Below are 16,858 nucleotides of genomic sequence, written 5' to 3' on the forward strand. Positions count from 1 at the left end.
TGCGATGAAAACGTTACTTGGCGATGGTTGCTCGTTTCCCCCGGATCGAATGGAAAACCATGTCCGATATCGCGCGCCGCTCCGCCCTCGCCTTCGCCGTCGCCGCGGGCCTCTCCGCCTCTGTCAGCGCCGCCACGCCGCCCGGACGGCCCTGGATGGACCGCTCGCTGTCGCCGGACCGCCGTGCCGAGCTGCTGGTCTCGGCTATGACCGACGATGAGAAATTCCGCATCATCCGTTCGGACTTCGGCCTGGCCAGCGACAAGCATGGCGTGCCCGAGGGTGCGGTCGGCGGTGCCGGCTACGTCCCGGCCCTGCCCCGCCTCGGTCTGCCCGCCATCAACGAAACGGACGCCGGCCTCGGCGTGAACAAGCCCGGCATCGACGGTAAGGGCGCGATCTCGCTGCCGGCCGGCCTTGCCACCGCGGCCAGTTTCGATACCGCCATCGCCCATGCCGGCGGTCGGATGATCGGTGGCGAAGCGCGCGGCAAGGGCTACGGCGTGCTTCTCTCCGGCGGCGTGAACCTCGTGCGCGATCCGCGCAACGGCCGCAACTTCGAATACGCGGGTGAAGACCCGGTGCTCGCCGGCACCATCGTCGGTGCCACCGTGAAGGGTGTGCAGGAGGCGAAGATCGTCGCGACGGTGAAGCACTTCGCCATCAACGACCTCGAGACCGGCCGCAACACGCACAGCGCCGAGATCGACCCGGTCGCCCTGCGCGAGTCCGACCTGCTGGCCTTCCAGATCGCCATCGCCCACGGCGATCCCGCCTCGGTGATGTCTTCGTACAACCGCATCAATGGCACCTTCGCGGGCGAGCACGACTGGCTGCTCAACCAGGTGCTGAAGCAGGAATGGGGCTTCAAGGGCTTCGTCATGTCCGACTGGGGCGGCGTTCACAGCGGCGCCAAGGCCGCGCTGGCCGGTCTGGATCAGGAATCGGCGGGCGAGGTGTTCGACAAGGAAGTGTTCTTCGATCAGCCGCTGCGGAAGGCCGTCGCCTCGGGCGAGGTGCCGAAGGCGCGGCTGGACGACATGGCGAAGCGGATCATGCGCAGCCTGTTCGCCCACGGCGTCATCGACGACCCGATCCCCACCAGGGCGACGAAGCCGGTCCCGTACGTGGCCGACCGTCGCATCGCACGTGACGGCCTGGAAGCCGGCGCGGTCCTGCTGCGCAACGAGGGTGGCCTGCTGCCGCTGTCGCGCAAGGGCCAGTCGGTCGTGGTGATCGGTGCCCACGCCGACAAGGGCGTGCTCGCGGGCGGTGGTTCGTCGACCGTCACCGATGAAGGCGGCGATCCGGTGCCGGGCCTGGAGCCCACGGGCTGGCCGGGTCCCGTGCGCTATCACGCCTCCGCGCCGCTGACTTTCATGAAGCAGCTGGGCGAGAAGGTCAGCTTCGACGCCGGGACCGATGCCGCGGCCGCCGCGAAGGCCGCCGCATCCGCGGACGTGGCGGTGGTCTTCGTCAGCAAGTGGGCTGCCGAATCGTACGACGCGCCCGACATGGGGCTTTCCGCGGCCGATAACGCCCTGGTCGCCGCCGTGGCGAAAGCCAATCCGAAGACCGTCGTCGTGCTGGAAACCAACGGCGCGGTGAAGATGCCGTGGCTCGACAGCGTGGGCGGTGTGCTGCAGGCCTGGTACCCGGGTTCGGGCGGCGGCGATGCGATCGCGCGCCTGCTTTACGGCGAGGTCTCGCCCTCGGGTCGTCTGCCGGTCAGCTGGCCGAAGGACGAATCGCAGCTGCCACGCCCGGCGATTCAGGCGGCTGGCCTGGGTAACAAGGACGCGCCGGCGGACAGCATCGACTACAACATCGAAGGGGCCGATGTCGGCTACCGCTGGTTCGAGAAGACGAAGCGCGAGCCGCTGTTCGCTTTCGGCTACGGCCTGACCTACTCGAGCTTCGCCTACAGCGACTTCGCGGTCGATAAAGACCCGAAGGGCAACCCGGTGGCGCATGTGACGGTGAAGAACACCGGCAAGGTCGCCGCCGCCGATGTGCCACAGATCTACGTCACCGCGCCCGATGCGGCCACGCGCCGTCTGGCCGGGTGGAGCAAGGTCGCGCTCGAACCGGGTGCGAGCCGTCGCGTCGACATCCCGCTCGAGCCGCTGGCGCTGGCGCGCTACGACAACGCCGGCAAGCGCTGGCGCGTGGCGCCCGGTAGTTACACCGTGCGGCTCGCCCGCTCGGCGACGGATGTCGCCGGCGAGAAGGCCGTGACGATCGGTGAGAGCTTTCCGGTCGTCAAGGCACCCTGAGGTCGGGGTAGGGGCGAGGCGCTGGTGGGAGCCGGCGCTGCCGGCGAGCCCGGTCGCGACGGCCTGCACGGCGTCGCGACACCCGATCGCCAAAATGCACGCATGAACCTGCGCCCCGTCCTCACCGCCGCTTTACTCCTGTCTCTCGCCGGTCCGGCGTTCGCCGATCCGCCGGACTTCGACCGTCCCGGCGCCGGCTTCGCCACCAGCGTCCTCCCCGCCGGCACGCTGGCGCTCGAACAAGGCCTGCCGACCTACGAACGCCAGCGTCAGGACGGGTATCTCGATCGCACGTACACCGCCGACAGCCTCATCCGCATCGGGCTCGGTGGCCCGGCTGAACTTCAGGTCGGTGGCTCCGCCTGGAACCGTCTGGAAGAACGCGGCATGGGCTCGCGTCGCCATGCCGTCGGCCACGGCGACACCAACGTCGGTGTGAAGATCGCACCGGGTGGCTCGTCCGATAGCGGCAACGGCTTCAGCTGGGCCGCGCTGGCCAACGTCACCTTCGCCAACGGCGACGAGGATTTCGGCAACGGCGCGAAGCAGTACAGCCTGGGCGCGACCGGCCAGTGGCAGCCGGACGACAACCACCAGAACACGCTTTACGCCAATGTCGACCGCCTCAAGGGCAGGAACAGCTGGACGCTGGCACCGACGTTCGGCCGCAAGTTCGGTGAAAACTGGATGGCCTACCTCGAAGCCGACGCCATTCACGACGCCGACGACGGCAATGAGCTGCAGGCCGGCGGCGGTGTGGCCTACTCCATCGGCGACCATGCGCAACTGGATGCGTATGCCCTGCATCGCATCGGCGGCCACGGTCCTTCCTTCATCGGTGGCCTGGGGATTTCCGTCTTCTTCGGCAAGAAGGCCTAAGGCGATCGATTGGCCCGCCGCATGGCGCGTATCACCAGCGCCGTTCCGACCAGACCGATCAGCAGCCCGACTCCGCCGCCCCACAGCGAGCCCGGACGGTTGTCGACGAGATAGCCGAGGCCGAAGCCCAGCAGCGCGAAGAGAGGAATCGGTAGGCAGCCCATCAGGCAAGCCTACAAAAAAACATGGCCCTCGCGCTCACGCGGAGGGCCATGACGACCGTCCCTGGGTCGGGTGGTAAACCACCTGGATGCGGCCCGACGAAGCCGGCGCAGCACCACCGCCGATGAAGGGGGGGATCGATCCTGATTCTAGGGACAGACGGCATCCTGCCGTCGGATCGGTCATCGGCGATTCGTTAGTCCGTCACGGCACGGGGCCGGTGGGACATGACGCTATCTTCCGCACCTGATCCGACGAGGGATATAGGAGAATTCTTAAAATTAGCACCGGATTGCCTTACACGGCCGGGTGCTGCCCGCGCACGCGTCAGGCGGGCGAGTGACCGCGAGGCAACGGATTCACCGACGCCGAACCCGACCGGCTGCCGTCCGAGCGCTCCTTACGCTTGCTCGTCGCCGGCCTTGGTTGCGGCGGCGACAGAGCGACACCGCGGCTGGCCAGACTGCGCAGGCGAGCGGCGTCGGAGGATCCATAGTTCCGTTGACCTGGTGTGCGTTGCATCGATCGTCTCCTGCCGTACTTCCCACCCGAGTCGGCAGGTTGAGCGGTCCGGAGGCAACTTTCGGTGGCAGGGCGGTGAACGTTTCGTGACAGCGTTTCGCGAGCCATCGGCCGGAAACGAGGTTAAGGCGACGTCGACGCCTTCGCTGGCATCCGTTCGATCAGTTCCGTCGCCAGGACGTCGTAATTCTCATCGAAGTGGTGCGAACCGGGCTTCTTGTACACGGTGACGAACGACGGCAGCCTGGGATCGGTGCAACCGCTGTCGTCCGCGTCCTCCGTCCCGTAGTAGCATGCCATGGGTGGGTGGCCACCCAGCGCGGCCATGGGGGGGAACGCATCCGTGTGTACGACGGGATGAATCCACTGCATGAGATTGTGAGTGTGCGTCGTCCACCAGCCCTGCTGCATGTAGCCCTCGAGTTCGATCTCGAAGTTGACGTCACGGCTGGCTGAAAGCAGAACCAGCTGCGTCAGCCTGACGCGGTTGTCCGGCCTCAGCTTACCGACGATGGTCGGCAGCACGTCCGCCCCGAACGAGTACCCGATCAGCAGCACGCGCTGCTTGTTCCAGAGCTTGGTGTAACGGTCCAGCAGCCCGTCGAGGTCATGGGCGGACTCATCCGGCGAGCGATAACGCCAGAAGTAGGTGAACGTGCTCACTCCCGCCACGGGCAGCCCCCGGCCGGTGAACACGGCACCCAGGCGCTGATCGAGATCCCACCAGCCGCCGTCACCGGAGTAGATGACGACGAGGAGATCCTCCTGGCCCCTGGGCGGTGCCGTCAGGGCGGGAAGTTCGACCGTGGACTTCTCCATGGACGCACGCGTCCACGGATGCCATGCCAGCACGCCGAGCACGAGGAGGACGCCGATGGCGGACAGCACATAACGCAGGGTTTTTTTCACGATCTTCCTCACCGGCGGACTACGCCGCCGATGCCACCGGAAATGAGGCTGGCGACGTTGGCCAGGGCCAGCGGCAGCGCGATACCGCCGGGCACCGCGATATAGCGCGGTTCCCATTCGGGGTCGAACTTGTCTTTGTAGCGATGCAGGCCACGGAAATTGTAGAAGCGCTCACCGCGGCCGAACACCATGGCGCCGAAACGGCTCCAGAGCGGCGCGGTACGGCGGTTCTGCAAGCCGGACAACGGCGCCATGCCGAGATTGAACCAGCGATAGCCCTGAGCCTTCGACCAGACCATCAGCTCGATGAACAGGAAATCCATGATGCCGGAAGGACCGTCGGGAAGGTGGCGCATGAGGTCCACGGAGGCTTCTTCCATCGACTCGGTGAGGAACATGTTGGCGAACGCGACCGGCTCGTCGCCCTGCCAGACGACGGCCATCGGTGTGCGACAAAGATAACGCTCGTCGAACAGACCGAGGGAAAAACGCTTCTCGCGGACCTTCTTGTCGTGCATCCAGGCGTCGGAAATCGCCTTGAGGCGCGGCAGCAACGCGGGTACGCCCTCGGCGGGAACGATCTCCATGCGCAGGCCGTCGCGCTGCAGCTTGTTCACGGTGCCGCGCAGCGTCTTCTTCGACTTGCCGTCGAGGTTGAACGTTTCCAGCCGTACCCGTGCTTCCTCGCCGATCTTCAGCAGGCTCATGCCCACGTCGAGATACAGGTCCAGATCTTCCGGGCGCACCTGGTAGAACAGGGGCCAGCCGCCGGCGCGCTCGCATTCCTCGCGGAAGCTCCACACCAGTTCACGGCGCGCGTCCTCGTCGGTGCCGACGGGGTCGCCCATGGCGACCCAGCTGCGTCCTTCCACGTCGTACATGATGAAGGCGCGGTCGTCCGGTGCGAACCGCAGCATCTTGTCGCCGACCAGCGCCAGATGGGCCTGGGCGGAGTCGAACGACTTCACCAGCGGCAAGGCGCGCGCGATCTCCGCCTCGCCGGGACGGGTGCGTCGGGTACGCGCCGGGCGGATCAGATTGGCCAGACCGAACAACAGCAGCGCGGCCATGGCGCCGACCAGCGCGCGAAGTGCCCGCGGCGCACCGCCGTGGCGGAAACTGAACTCCCACCACAGGTTGTTGCTGTATTCGACGTGCTTGAAGCTGAAGAAGACCAGCCAGGTCGAGCACGCCAGTACGGCGCCGATGGCCAGCACCCAGCCGGGCGAGAAGCTGGCGCGGAACAATGACGCACGGCGGTAGAAATGGCGGTGGGCCGGTGCCAGCGCCAGGGCGAGCAACGACAGCAGCGTGGCTTCCTCGTAGTCGATGCCCTTGAGCATCGAGAGGACGGCGCCGAGTACCAGCAGCACCAGCGTCAGGACGTAGGCCGCGTCCAGGCGGCGCTGCAGACCGCGCGCGAGGATCAGCAGCATCATGCCGACGACGCTGGAAAGGAAGTGCGAGACCTCCACCAGTGGCAGCGGGACGAAGCCGCGCAGGATTTCCATGCGCCCGGGGATCGCCAGGGTGGCACCCGAGAACAGGAGGACCGCGCCGGCGACCAGGGTCAGCCCGGCGAAGAACGGCGGCAACAGGCCGCTGAACCACGGCGTGATGAGGGCGGCGTGGCGCAGCGCGCGGATCTCCCTCCAGACCACCAGCACGGTCGCCGCGCACAGCGGCAACAGGTAATAGACGGCGCGGAAGACCGTCAGCGAGCCGAGGATCGGAGCCTCGAGCCCGTGGTTACCCGTCGCGCCGAAGCCGGCCAGCATCACCGCTTCGAACACACCCAGCCCGCCGGGCACATGGCTGATCAGGCCGGCCATCTGGGCCAGCACGAAGATCGCCAGAAAGTGACCGAAACCCGCCGAGATCTCCTGCGGCATCAGCACGTAGAGCACACCGGCCGCCAGACCCCAGTCGAGCGCGCCGATCAGAATCTGCCGTGCCGCCATGGCCGGCGTCGGCGTGTTAATCGCCCAGCGCCAGATGCGGATGGGGCGGCGCACGGTGAGCGAGGCGACGAACCAGGCCAGCGGCACCAGAGACAGGACGATAGCCAGGGGGATGCGCAGGCCCGACAGCGGCACGTCCGGCGGAATGGGCACAAGCAGCAGGGTGACGCCCGTCAGCGCGCACAGGCCGAGCCAGAAGCTCAGGGTCGTATAGAGCACCACGCGGGCGATCTCACCCGGCGTCAGGCCCGCCTGCACGTAGAAGCGGTAGCGGATCGAGCCGGAAACGAGCAGCGACATGCCCAGCGCGTTGGAGAAGGCATAGCTGATGAACGAGATCAGCCCTACGCGCTTGGGCGGCAGCCGTTTACCGACGCTGGCCAGACCGAACCAGTCGTAAAGCGTCATCACGGCGAAACCGGCGCCGGTCAGCAGCACGGCCAGGGCGATATCGCTGTTGGGCAGCGCGTGGACATAGCCGCCGATCTGGCGGTAGGTCACTTCGCTGGCCATCGACTTGAGCGCCCACAGGGCGAGGCAGAGCAGAACGACGGACAGCAACGGGCCGCCGGCACGACGGATCAGCGTCGCGTACAGCGCAGGCTTGGTGGCCAGGGGTTGATCGGTCGTCGGGAGCTCCGCCCTTGTTTCTTCTCCCACGGTGCCGTGGCTCCCAGTCGTATCGATCCTAAGACTGCGTAGGTTGCCACAAGGCGCGTTCTCGCGGCAGATCGGCTTTTCCTGCGAGGCCGGAATCGCATCTTTATTCTGCGAAGCTGGAACTAAGCTCCGGGAAAGCCAGACGTAAGCCCGCGTGCATACGCTCATGGCCGATCCTGGCCGTGCACCGGCCGGCTTTTTCTTGCGAGGCGTCATGACCCCTGTTTCCTCCGCGCCAGGCGCCCTTCGCCAGCCCTTCCGGCCGTTGCTGTGGTTCGGCATCCTGTTCGTCGGCGTCGCCTTCCTCGTCCGCCTGGTCCTCCTGATCAAGACGGGACACGAGGTTCCGGCCAGCCCGGCCAAGTGGGTGTACCTGTTCCTGGTCGGCTTCGGCTACGACGTGGTCGAGTTCGTCTATTTCGCCTGGCCCATGCTGCTGGTCCTCTGGCTCCTGCCGCGGCGCGCCTACGTCTCGCGCTGGGGCCAGCGGATCTTCCTCGGCTTCTGTTTCGTGCTCGCCTTCTTCGTGCTTTACCTGGCGGCGGCCGAGCTGGTGTTCTGGGGTGAGTTCAGCGCGCGATTCAACTTCATCGCGGTGGACTATCTGGTCTACACCCACGAGGTCGTCGGCAACATCCGCGAGTCGTACCCGATCGTCACCTGGTCGCTCATGCTGCTGGCCGCCACCATCGCCCTGATCTTCTTCAGCCGCCACGCGCTGGCGGCGCGAGACGATGGTTCGCGCTTCGGCGCCCGCAGCGCGGTGGTCGGCGTCTGGCTGGTACTGACCGTCGTCGTCAGCTTCGCCGTCGATGGCTCCATGAAGGACCGCTCGGACAACAACTACGTCAACGAACTGGCCGGTAACGGGCCTTACCAGTTCTTCGCCGCGTTTCGCGAAAACGAACTCGACTATGCCAAGTACTACCCGACATTGCCGGACAAGGCGATGTTCGCCAACCTCCGCGCGCAGCTGAAGACGCCGGACGCGACGTTCACCAGCGACGATCCGATGGATATCACGCGCACCATCGCCGGTGACGGCCCCGAGCAGAAGCTCAATGTCGTGCTGATCAGCGTCGAAAGCCTGTCCGGCGACTACGTCGAAGGCCTCGATGTCAGCAAGCACAAGCACCTGATGCCCAACCTGGATGCGCTGGCCTCGAAGAGCCTGTTCTTCAGCCAGCTCTATGCCAACGGTACGCGTACGGTGCGCGGGCTCGAAGCGCTGGCGCTGTCCGTGCCGCCGACCCCGGGCGAATCCATCGTCAAGCGGCCGGACAACGAAAACCTCTGGTCGCTCGCGGACGTGTTCAACGCGAAGGGCTACGCCTCCGAGTTCCTCTACGGCGGCTATGGCTACTTCGACAACATGAACCACTTCTTCGCCAGCAATGGCTATACCGCGGTGGATCGCAATGCCATCGACAGCAAGGACATCCACACGGAGAACGTCTGGGGTGTGGCCGACGAGGACCTGTTCACGCTGGTGATCAAGCGTATGGACGACGCGTATGCCAAAGGCAAGCCGTATTTCGGCCACGTCATGACGACGTCCAATCATCGCCCGTTTACCTTCCCCGAGGGGCGCGTCAACCTGCCCCAGGGCCGTCGCACCGCGGCGGTGGCGTACACGGACTGGGCGCTGGGTGACTTCCTCAGGCGCGCCGCGACGAAACCCTGGTTCAGGGACACGATCTTCGTCATCACCGCGGACCATTGCGCCACCAGCGCGGGCAAGACGAGCCTGCCGGTCGATCGTTACCACATCCCGCTGTACATCTACTCGCCGGCACACATCGCACCGGGCCGCGTGGACCGGCTCATGAGCCAGATAGATATCCCGCCGACGATCCTCGGCCTGCTGCATTTCAGCTACGCGTCGCGCTTCTACGGCTATGACCTGTTCAAGCTGGAGCCGGGCCGCGAGCGCGCCTTCATCAGCACCTATCAGGAGCTGGGTTACCTGCACGGTGAGACCGTGACCTCGCTGGTGCCGCGTCAGCCGGTAAAGGAAATGCTGCCGCAGCGGGCGACGGGCGATGCCACGCCCGTGAAGACCTTCGATCAGGCGGACGCGGATGCGGCGATCACGTACTACCAGTCGGCGGCGTATCTGTTTACCAACGGCCTGATGAAGCACGGGGCGCCCCACCAGACGGCCGCGACAACCACACCCGGCTCCTTGTAGGAGCGACCCTGGTCGCGACACCAGCGTGCCCGCAAGCCCCGTGTCGCGACCGATGGGTCGCGTCAGCGGCCCGATGCGGCGCGCTGGCGTACGTCGGCGAAGCTCCAGTCGCTCAGCAGTTCACCGTTTTCCCAGACGGTGACCATCGCTTCCTCCCAGCCGTGTTCCAGCTGATCGGCGGGTAGCGAGACCGCACCGTCCGGCAGCGCCACGGTGCGGTAGCTGCCGTACTCACGGTGCCGCACCAGCGTCATGCGGCCGCGCTTGGACATCTTGCCCTGATCGGTGACGGGGTCTTTCCAGACATCGCGCCACTCGCCGTCGATGCGCGCGGCGGAACATTTCAGGGCGAACTTCTGCGTGTCGCGGGTGAGCTTCTGCAACAACGCGCCACCCATGCCGAAGGCCAGGTTGTCCGCCGAATACCCGGCCGCGCTGAGTCGTTCGAGGATCGCCCGGATGCTGCCGGGGTTGACGCCGTCGCCCTGAATCACGCGGACGTGGTTGAGCACGCGGTAACCCTTCGCGTTGACCGTGCTGCCGAAGGCGTCGTTGAGCAGGCTGACGCAGCGATGGACCACCTCGACCGGATCGCCGGAGTCGGGACGTATGACGACGGTGGCACCGGAGGCGATGACGTCGTCGCGCAGTGTCTTGCCCCAGTGCTCGCCGATCGCGTGATAGATGTCGTAACTGTCCGACACGACGGCGACGAGCGACCCGGGTTTCGCGAAGCGCCTTAGCATGTTCCGGTAGGCGTCCACTTCGTGTTCGCGACCCCAGCTGGTGATCGTGCTGTGCTCGGCGGCGGGTATCGAATAACCCGCCATGGGCTCGCCATAGAACGCACGTGCGGCGAGCACGCCCGACACCGTATCCGTGCCCATGAAGTTGACCAGATGCGCCATGCCGCCGAGGCCGGCGGATTCCGCGCTGGAGACGCCGCGCGCGCCGAAGTCGTGCAGCTTGAAAGGAATCTGCCCGGCGGTATCGTCCGAGGTTTTCTCCAGGTAGTGCAGGATGGTCCGGCGTGCCTGCCAGCTGATGGTCGAAACCGTCACCGGATACCAGAGGCGCAGCAGCAGGGTCTCGAGGTACGACGGCAGCCAGTAGGCTTCGGGGTCCGTGGATTCGATCGTGACGAGCGCCTGGTGCGTCGGCACGACATGGCCTTCCGGAACGGCGCGTATGCGTACAGGCAGGCGACCGCCGTGGACATCCACGATGCGGCGCCAGCCGTCTTCATTGAAAGGTTCGCCATGGGCGGCGAAGAAGTCGCGCGCCTCGTCGACATGGGCGTGGGTGACGATGCGCCCCAGCTGTGACTTGAGGATGGCCTGCAGGCCGAAAAACACCGTGCTCTCGTACGTGCCACCGCGCGATTCCACGTAGAAGAACGTCGCGTCGGTTCCGGGCGGGTATTGCAGCCAGTGACTGGCCTTGTAGCTGTCCGTATCGAGAACGGGGTTGTCGAGGTAGGCGGTGCTGTGGGTCGTCATGACCCACAGCATACCTCCGGTGTGGCTCAGGCCGCGGTATCGACCAGGACCAGTTCCGCGTCGGTCGTCGCGGTGATGCTCAGGCGGGTCTCGTCGCGGATCGCGGCGCCATCGCCCTTGTTCAGCGTCTGGCCGTTGATCTGAACGCTACCAGCCGCCGGCACCATGTAGGCATAGCGACCTTCGCCCAGCACGTATTCCACCGTCTCGCCGGCCTTCACGCTGGCGCCGAGCACGCGGGCGTCGGTCCGGATCGGCAAGGCGTCGCCGTCGCCGGCCATGCCGCTGGCCAGGGCGACGAACTGACCCGAGCGCTCGCCCTTCGGGAACGGACGGGTACCCCACGAGGGCGCCTTGCGCTCGCCGTCCGGGATGATCCAGATCTGGAAGATCCGGGTGGCGTCCGGCTCGGCGTTGTACTCGGCGTGGCGGATGCCTGTGCCGGCGCTCATGACCTGCACGTCGCCCGCTTCGGTACGGCCCTTGTTGCCCAGGCTGTCTTCATGGGTGATCGCGCCTTCGCGCACATAGGTGATGATCTCCATGTCCGAATGCGGGTGCGCCGGGAAGCCGGTACCCGCGGCGATGGTGTCGTCGTTCCAGACGCGGAGCGCGCCCCAGCCCATACGTTTCTGATCGTGGTACGACGCAAACGAGAAGTGGTGCTTCGCGTCGAGCCAACCGTGGTTGGCGCCGCCGAGGCTGGCGAAGCTGCGGACGTCGATCATGTCGTGCTCCCCCGGGATTACCGGACTGGATGAGTGAATGGGTGTATTTTCCTCTTCCGCACGCGTTGCGGCGCATCGTTCACCGGAACGGATCGTTTCCCGGACGACCTCTTGAGGGTTGCAATCCGGGTCCCCGCGGCCCATCTGGAACGCATGGGCGGTCCGTCCGCCTCCCCACTTTCTGAGGTGTTCGCGGATGATTCCGTTTTCGGTGCTCGACCTGTCCCCCGTTGCCCGTGGCTCCAACCCGGGCGAATCGCTGCGCAACTCGCGCGATCTCGCCCGCCACGCGGAGTCACTGGGTTTCCACCGATACTGGCTGGCCGAGCATCACAACATGACCGGCATCGCCAGCGCGGCCACCTCGGTCGTGATCGGCTATATCGCGGAAGGGACGAGCACGATTCGCGTAGGCTCGGGCGGCGTCATGCTGCCCAACCATGCGCCGCTGGTGATCGCCGAGCAGTTCGGTACGCTGGCCTCGCTATACCCGGGTCGTATCGACCTCGGTCTGGGTCGCGCACCGGGCACCGATCAGGGCACGGCCCGTGCCTTGCGTCGCTCCATGGGGCCCAGCGACGACCGTTTCCCGGACGACGTGCAGGAACTGCAGATGTTCCTCGGCCCGCAGCTGCCCGGTCAGACGGTGCGTGCCGTGCCGGGCATGGATACCAACGTCCCGATCTGGTTGCTGGGTTCCAGCCTGTTCAGCGCGCAGCTCGCCGCGCACCTCGGCCTGCCCTTTGCCTTCGCCTCGCATTTCGCGCCCGACATGATGATGAAGGCGCTCGAGGTCTACCGGCACATGTTCCGTCCGTCCGCCGTGCTCGATAAGCCCTACGCGATGCTCGGCATCAACGTGGTCGCGGCCGACACCGATGAAGAAGCACGCAAGCTGTTCACCTCGCAACAGCAGGCGTTCTGGAATCTGCGTCGTGGCGCACCGGGTCTGTTGCCGCCGCCGGTGAATTCGATGGAGGGCGTGTGGACGCCGATGGAGAAGGCGCAGGTGGACCATGCGCTGTCGTGTGCCGTGGTCGGTTCACCCGGCAGCGTCCGCGACGGGCTCGAGGCGTTCATCGCGCGCACCGGTGCCGACGAGCTGATCATCACCGCGCAGATCTTCGATCACGAAGCACGCAAGCGCTCGTACAGCATCGTGTCCGCGCAGCACGCGGTGCTGGCCGCTCGCGCCGCGGCCTGAGGCTCACGTGCGCGTCGTCCTGGACACCAACGTCTGCCTCGACGCGTTCGTCTTCGGCGATCCGCGTGCCGCGACGCTGCTTGCGGCGATCGAGTCAGGCGACGTCGAGGCGGTGACGCGCGCGGACTGCCGCAACGAATGGCTGGCGGTACTGGACTATCCGGCGTTGAAGCTGCAGCAGTCACGTCGGATGGCGGCCGAGATGCTCTTCGACCGCCTGGTCGCGGTGTTGCCTGCGGAAACGCCCGCCGTGACTCCGCCGCGCTGCCGCGACCCGGACGACCAGAAGTTTCTCGAACTGGCGATGGCATCCGGCGCCGCGGTGCTGTTCTCCCGCGACGCCGAGGTGTTGAAGCTCGGCAAGCGTACCGCGCGCGAAGGCTGGTTCCAGATCCTGAAGCCCGAAGACTGGCAACGCACCCCGTAGGAGCGCGCCCCGCGCGCGAAAGCCCGTATACCTCAGTCCACAGGCACCAAAGCAATAAAATTCCGCAAACTGTAATAAGCCTCATGCCTCGGCCATTCCACGGACGCGATCGCCTTGTGCCCCGCCGCCCATGGCTCGTTGTCGAGCAACACCTCGACCTGCGACTTACCGTCGCCCACGTTGCCGTAAAACACGCGAATCCAGTGCACGTCGTTCGTCAGCGGCGCGGTGGCGATCGCCGCCTCGAGAGCCGACAACCCGTCCTCCGGAATCTCCACTGGCGCATCCTGCTCACCACGCAGCGTGAAATCGCCGACGTAAACGGTAAACCGATGCGCGCCGGCGGTCAGCTCATGCACGGCCAGCTTACGCTTGTCGACCAGGTGCCAGCACGCGGCCAGCACGACGTAGAAATCGTTACGCGCGAAGCTGTCCAGCGCATCGCGGCAACCCGCTTTGCCCGTGCCGATGCCACCGAAGCTCTCTTCGATCGTGCGCTCTTCGTCCAGGACGATGTCGATGTCCAGGCGGCCCATGCCGCCATCCTTGCCTTCGTGCCAGATGCCGCGCAGGGCGGGAAAGTCGTCGCCTTCGGTCAGCAGCCAGTCTTCGTCCGGCTCAAGGCCTACCTCGTGTTCGGCGAAAAGGTCGATCAGGTGGTTCTGGATAAGACGGTCCATGGTTCGTCCGTTCGGGGAATGGGATAATTATGCGTCGTCGGCGAGCTTGCCGAGCGCGACAGCGGCTGCCGGATTGCGTTCCTTGGCGGCGGAAATGAAGAAGACGAAGGCATCGCGCGGCTGGCCGGACGCCTGCGGCTCGACGACATGCGGCAGGTCAGCCGGGTCGTCGCCTGCCGTCCACGCCGCCGCGTGGGCAGCCCATGCCTTCAGTTCCTTCGCGGGATAGCCGTGCTTCTCCCTGGCCCGGCTGCGCATGAGCCGCGCGTAGACGAAGGGGCCGGTCAGATCCGCGAATGAGGGGTGATCGGGAGAATCGGTGAACACAGTGGAGACGCCACGGTCCCGGGCCAGCGTCAGCCAGCGCTCGTCCATGAAGCTCTCGTGGCGCACCTCGACAGCGTGGCGTAATGCCACGCCCTCATGACGATCCGGCAGCAGGTCGAGGAAGCCGGCGATATCGTCGGGATCGAACTTGCGCGTGGGCAGGAACTGCCAGAGCACGGCTCCCAGCCGGTCACCCAGGCCGATGGCGCCATCGAGAAACCGCCCGATCCGCTCGCCCGTCGAGGCGAGGGCGCGACTCTGCACGATATGCCGCGGCGCCTTCACCGAAAACACGAAATCCTCCGGCGTTTCCGCAGCCCAGCGACGATACGTGTCGATATCGGGAGATCGGTAGTAGGTACCGTTGATCTCGATGGCAGACACCTGCCTGCTGGCGTATTCGAGCTCCCGTTTCTGGACCAGCCCCTCCGGATAGAACGGCCCGCGCCAGGGCGCGAACGTCCAACCGCCCATGCCCGTATACAGGCGGCCCGGGGCCTTTTTCGTCGGTCTGGAACGTTTCGTCGCCATCGGGCGATGCTCGCAAGGCCATGGTGGAGAGCACGTCTTTACATGCGCCGGCGCATACGCTTCGGCGATACTGGGACGATGACACCCATCCGAATCATGACCGTCGACGATCATCCGCTCCTCCGTGAGGGGATCGCGGCCGTGATCGAAGGCCAGCACGGGCTCACCCTGGTGGCCGAGGCGGGTAGTGGTGAAGAAGCCATCGAACGCTACCGGGCGTATCGCCCGGACCTTACCCTCATGGACCTGCAGATGCCCGGTATCGGCGGCATCGCGGCGATCGAGGCGATCCGCGCCGAGTTCCCCGACGCCCGCATCCTGGTACTGACGACCTACCGCGGCGACGTGCAGGCACTGCGTGCGTTTCGCGCGGGTGCGCAGGGTTACCTGCTGAAGAGCGAGCTGCGCAAAGAGATGCTGACCACCATCCATCAGATCATGGACGGCAAGCGACGCGTGCCGGAAGAGATCGCCCAGGAAATGGCCGGTCATGCCGGGGACGACGAACTCACGCCGCGCGAAACCCAGGTCATTACTCACGTGGCCCGCGGCGAGGCCAACCGCGACGTGGCCGCCTCACTCGGCATCGCCGAGGAAACGGTCAAGGCGCACATGAAGAGCATCCTGGCGAAGCTGCAGGCCAACGACCGCACCCATGCCGTCGCTATCGCGCTTCGGCGCGGCATCATCGAACTCTGAGGCGTCAGCCCGGGGACTATCCTCCGATGAATTTGATCTGAGAATCATTCGCACTTACGATGGCCGCCTTTCCGCACGCCCGGTGGCCCTCTCGTTATGACCGTTCGCCCGCGCCGCTTTCGTGCCTGGCTGAAAACGCTGCACCTCTGGCTCGGGCTCACGCTGGGCCTGTTGCTGGCGCTGGTGACCCTGTCCGGCAGCGTGCTGCTCTTCGAGGAGCCGCTGTTCGTCGGCAGCCACCCCGCGCTCGCCCACCGGCCCCTGCCCGACCTGGCCATTCAGGGGCGTGGGCTTTCGGCCATCCTCGCTTCACCCGCGGGCAAGGGCATGCGCGGTGTCTCGCTGCCCGACGCCGAATTTCCCGTGTGGGAAGCCCAGGAACGCGGCGGCAATCGCGCGTACTACGACGCAGGCACGGGCGAGCTGCTGCTGAAGCGCAAGCTGGATGGCGATCCCCTGCTGATGCTGCTCGACTGGCACACGCACCTGCTCACGGGCGAGGTCGGTGAAACCGTGCTGGGCGTGGTCGCCTTCACGGGCCTTTTCATGCTTTTCTCCGGCGTGTGGCTGTACTGGCCGGGCCGCCAGCGCGCGATCAGGCATCTGAAGCCGCACACGAATCCGCCCACCCTTCGCTGGGCAAGCTTCCACCGTGCGGTGGGCATCGTCGCCCTGCCCCTGCTCATCGTGATGATCGGTACCGGCACTACGATGGCTTATCGCGGCGCCGTGCGTAACGGTCTCGCCGCGGCCTTCAGCGAGCCGGCGCGCCCGAAACCGCCGAAGGTCGCCCCGGCCTCCGTAAGCATCGACTGGGCCCGCGTGCTCGTGGCGGCGCAGGCCGCCGCGCCGGATGCCGTGATCACCCGCCTGATCCTGCCGTCGAAGGAAAGCGGTACCGTGGTGGCCCGTATCCGCCGTCCCGGGGAATGGAATCGCGCCGGCCGCAGTTCGCTGTGGATCGACCCTGCCACGGCGACCGTGCTGGGCGGTGACGATGCGACGAAGCTGGGGCCAGGCGGCCGCCTGGCCAACGCGTTGTTCCCGATCCATTCCGCCGCCGTGGGTGGCTGGCTCTGGCGCGTCGTTGCCTGTTTCACCGGCCTGCTGCCGATGTTTCTGCTGGTGACGGGGTTTCTGTTCTGGCGGGCGCGTCAGCGAAGGCCTAAAGCCAGGGACCGGTAAGCCGCGGCACCGCGCATT

General features: G+C 66.2%; 15 protein-coding genes. 7 read left to right on the forward strand and 8 right to left on the reverse strand.

The window, feature by feature from the left end; translation table 11 throughout:
* Positions 1–59: 59 nt before the first annotated feature.
* Positions 60–2,276, forward strand: coding sequence for a beta-glucosidase family protein (locus BLT40_RS12755; RefSeq protein WP_090353611.1), 2,217 nt, complete (start codon positions 60–62; stop codon positions 2,274–2,276).
* Between the two features lie 102 nt (positions 2,277–2,378).
* Positions 2,379–3,155 (forward strand): transporter, encoded by a 777-nt coding sequence (locus tag BLT40_RS12760; RefSeq protein WP_143025883.1) that lies wholly within the window; start codon positions 2,379–2,381, stop codon positions 3,153–3,155.
* Here the strand turns inward: BLT40_RS12760 and BLT40_RS20325 are convergent.
* The 4 genes from BLT40_RS20325 to mprF form a co-directional block, all read right to left on the reverse strand.
* A complete protein-coding gene (locus BLT40_RS20325; protein WP_176809166.1) occupies positions 3,152–3,319 on the reverse strand; it encodes a hypothetical protein in 168 nt (55 codons plus the stop codon). The two genes, BLT40_RS12760 and BLT40_RS20325, sit on opposite strands and share 4 nt — an antisense overlap.
* 325 nt (positions 3,320–3,644) lie before the next feature.
* Positions 3,645–3,839 (reverse strand): hypothetical protein, encoded by a 195-nt coding sequence (locus tag BLT40_RS20055; RefSeq protein ID WP_139382728.1) that lies wholly within the window; start codon positions 3,837–3,839, stop codon positions 3,645–3,647.
* A 123-nt stretch (positions 3,840–3,962) separates the two neighbouring features.
* Positions 3,963–4,748 carry a virulence factor gene (locus tag BLT40_RS12765; protein ID WP_255364006.1) on the reverse strand — a complete coding sequence of 262 codons (786 nt, stop codon included), beginning with the start codon at positions 4,746–4,748 and terminating at the stop codon, positions 3,963–3,965.
* A gap of 8 nt (positions 4,749–4,756) precedes the next feature.
* Positions 4,757–7,369 carry a bifunctional lysylphosphatidylglycerol flippase/synthetase MprF gene (gene mprF, locus BLT40_RS12770; protein WP_239708921.1) on the reverse strand — a complete coding sequence of 871 codons (2,613 nt, stop codon included), beginning with the start codon at positions 7,367–7,369 and terminating at the stop codon, positions 4,757–4,759.
* 214 nt (positions 7,370–7,583) lie between these two features.
* Here mprF and BLT40_RS12775 point away from each other — a divergent pair, with 214 nt between their 5' ends.
* Positions 7,584–9,560, forward strand: coding sequence for an LTA synthase family protein (locus BLT40_RS12775; protein ID WP_090353947.1), 1,977 nt, complete (start codon positions 7,584–7,586; stop codon positions 9,558–9,560).
* Between the two features lie 62 nt (positions 9,561–9,622).
* On the opposite strand, the gene BLT40_RS12780 is transcribed toward BLT40_RS12775, so the two are convergent.
* Positions 9,623–11,059: a nicotinate phosphoribosyltransferase gene (locus BLT40_RS12780; RefSeq protein ID WP_090353949.1), complete on the reverse strand. Its 1,437-nt coding sequence runs from the start codon at positions 11,057–11,059 to the stop codon at positions 9,623–9,625.
* A gap of 26 nt (positions 11,060–11,085) precedes the next feature.
* Positions 11,086–11,787 (reverse strand): pirin family protein, encoded by a 702-nt coding sequence (locus BLT40_RS12785; protein ID WP_090353620.1) that lies wholly within the window; start codon positions 11,785–11,787, stop codon positions 11,086–11,088.
* Positions 11,788–11,983: 196 nt separating this feature from the next.
* Between BLT40_RS12785 and BLT40_RS12790 the strand changes: the two genes are divergently transcribed.
* Entirely contained in the window at positions 11,984–12,991 is a 1,008-nt protein-coding gene (locus BLT40_RS12790) for an LLM class flavin-dependent oxidoreductase (RefSeq protein WP_090353623.1), read from the forward strand.
* Positions 12,992–12,998: 7 nt separating this feature from the next.
* Entirely contained in the window at positions 12,999–13,418 is a 420-nt protein-coding gene (locus BLT40_RS12795; protein WP_090353624.1) for a putative toxin-antitoxin system toxin component, PIN family, read from the forward strand.
* Between the two features lie 32 nt (positions 13,419–13,450).
* Here the strand turns inward: BLT40_RS12795 and BLT40_RS12800 are convergent, their stop codons facing one another.
* Together BLT40_RS12800 and BLT40_RS12805 are read right to left on the reverse strand one after the other, a co-directional pair.
* Positions 13,451–14,098: a DUF6348 family protein gene (locus tag BLT40_RS12800; RefSeq protein ID WP_090353626.1), complete on the reverse strand. Its 648-nt coding sequence runs from the start codon at positions 14,096–14,098 to the stop codon at positions 13,451–13,453.
* Between the two features lie 27 nt (positions 14,099–14,125).
* Positions 14,126–14,956: a DUF72 domain-containing protein gene (locus BLT40_RS12805; protein ID WP_090353629.1), complete on the reverse strand. Its 831-nt coding sequence runs from the start codon at positions 14,954–14,956 to the stop codon at positions 14,126–14,128.
* Positions 14,957–15,034: 78 nt separating this feature from the next.
* Between BLT40_RS12805 and BLT40_RS12810 the strand changes: the two genes are divergently transcribed.
* Both BLT40_RS12810 and BLT40_RS12815 read left to right on the forward strand, forming a co-directional pair.
* Positions 15,035–15,655, forward strand: a complete 621-nt coding sequence (locus tag BLT40_RS12810) for a response regulator (RefSeq protein ID WP_036116785.1) — start codon at positions 15,035–15,037, stop codon at positions 15,653–15,655.
* A 96-nt stretch (positions 15,656–15,751) separates the two neighbouring features.
* Complete coding sequence (locus BLT40_RS12815; protein WP_090353631.1) at positions 15,752–16,840, forward strand: PepSY-associated TM helix domain-containing protein; 1,089 nt, start codon at positions 15,752–15,754, stop codon at positions 16,838–16,840.
* Positions 16,841–16,858: the final 18 nt, after the last annotated feature.

The organism is Dyella sp. 333MFSha (assembly GCF_900102405.1).
GTDB lineage: Bacteria > Pseudomonadota > Gammaproteobacteria > Xanthomonadales > Rhodanobacteraceae > Luteibacter > Luteibacter mycovicinus.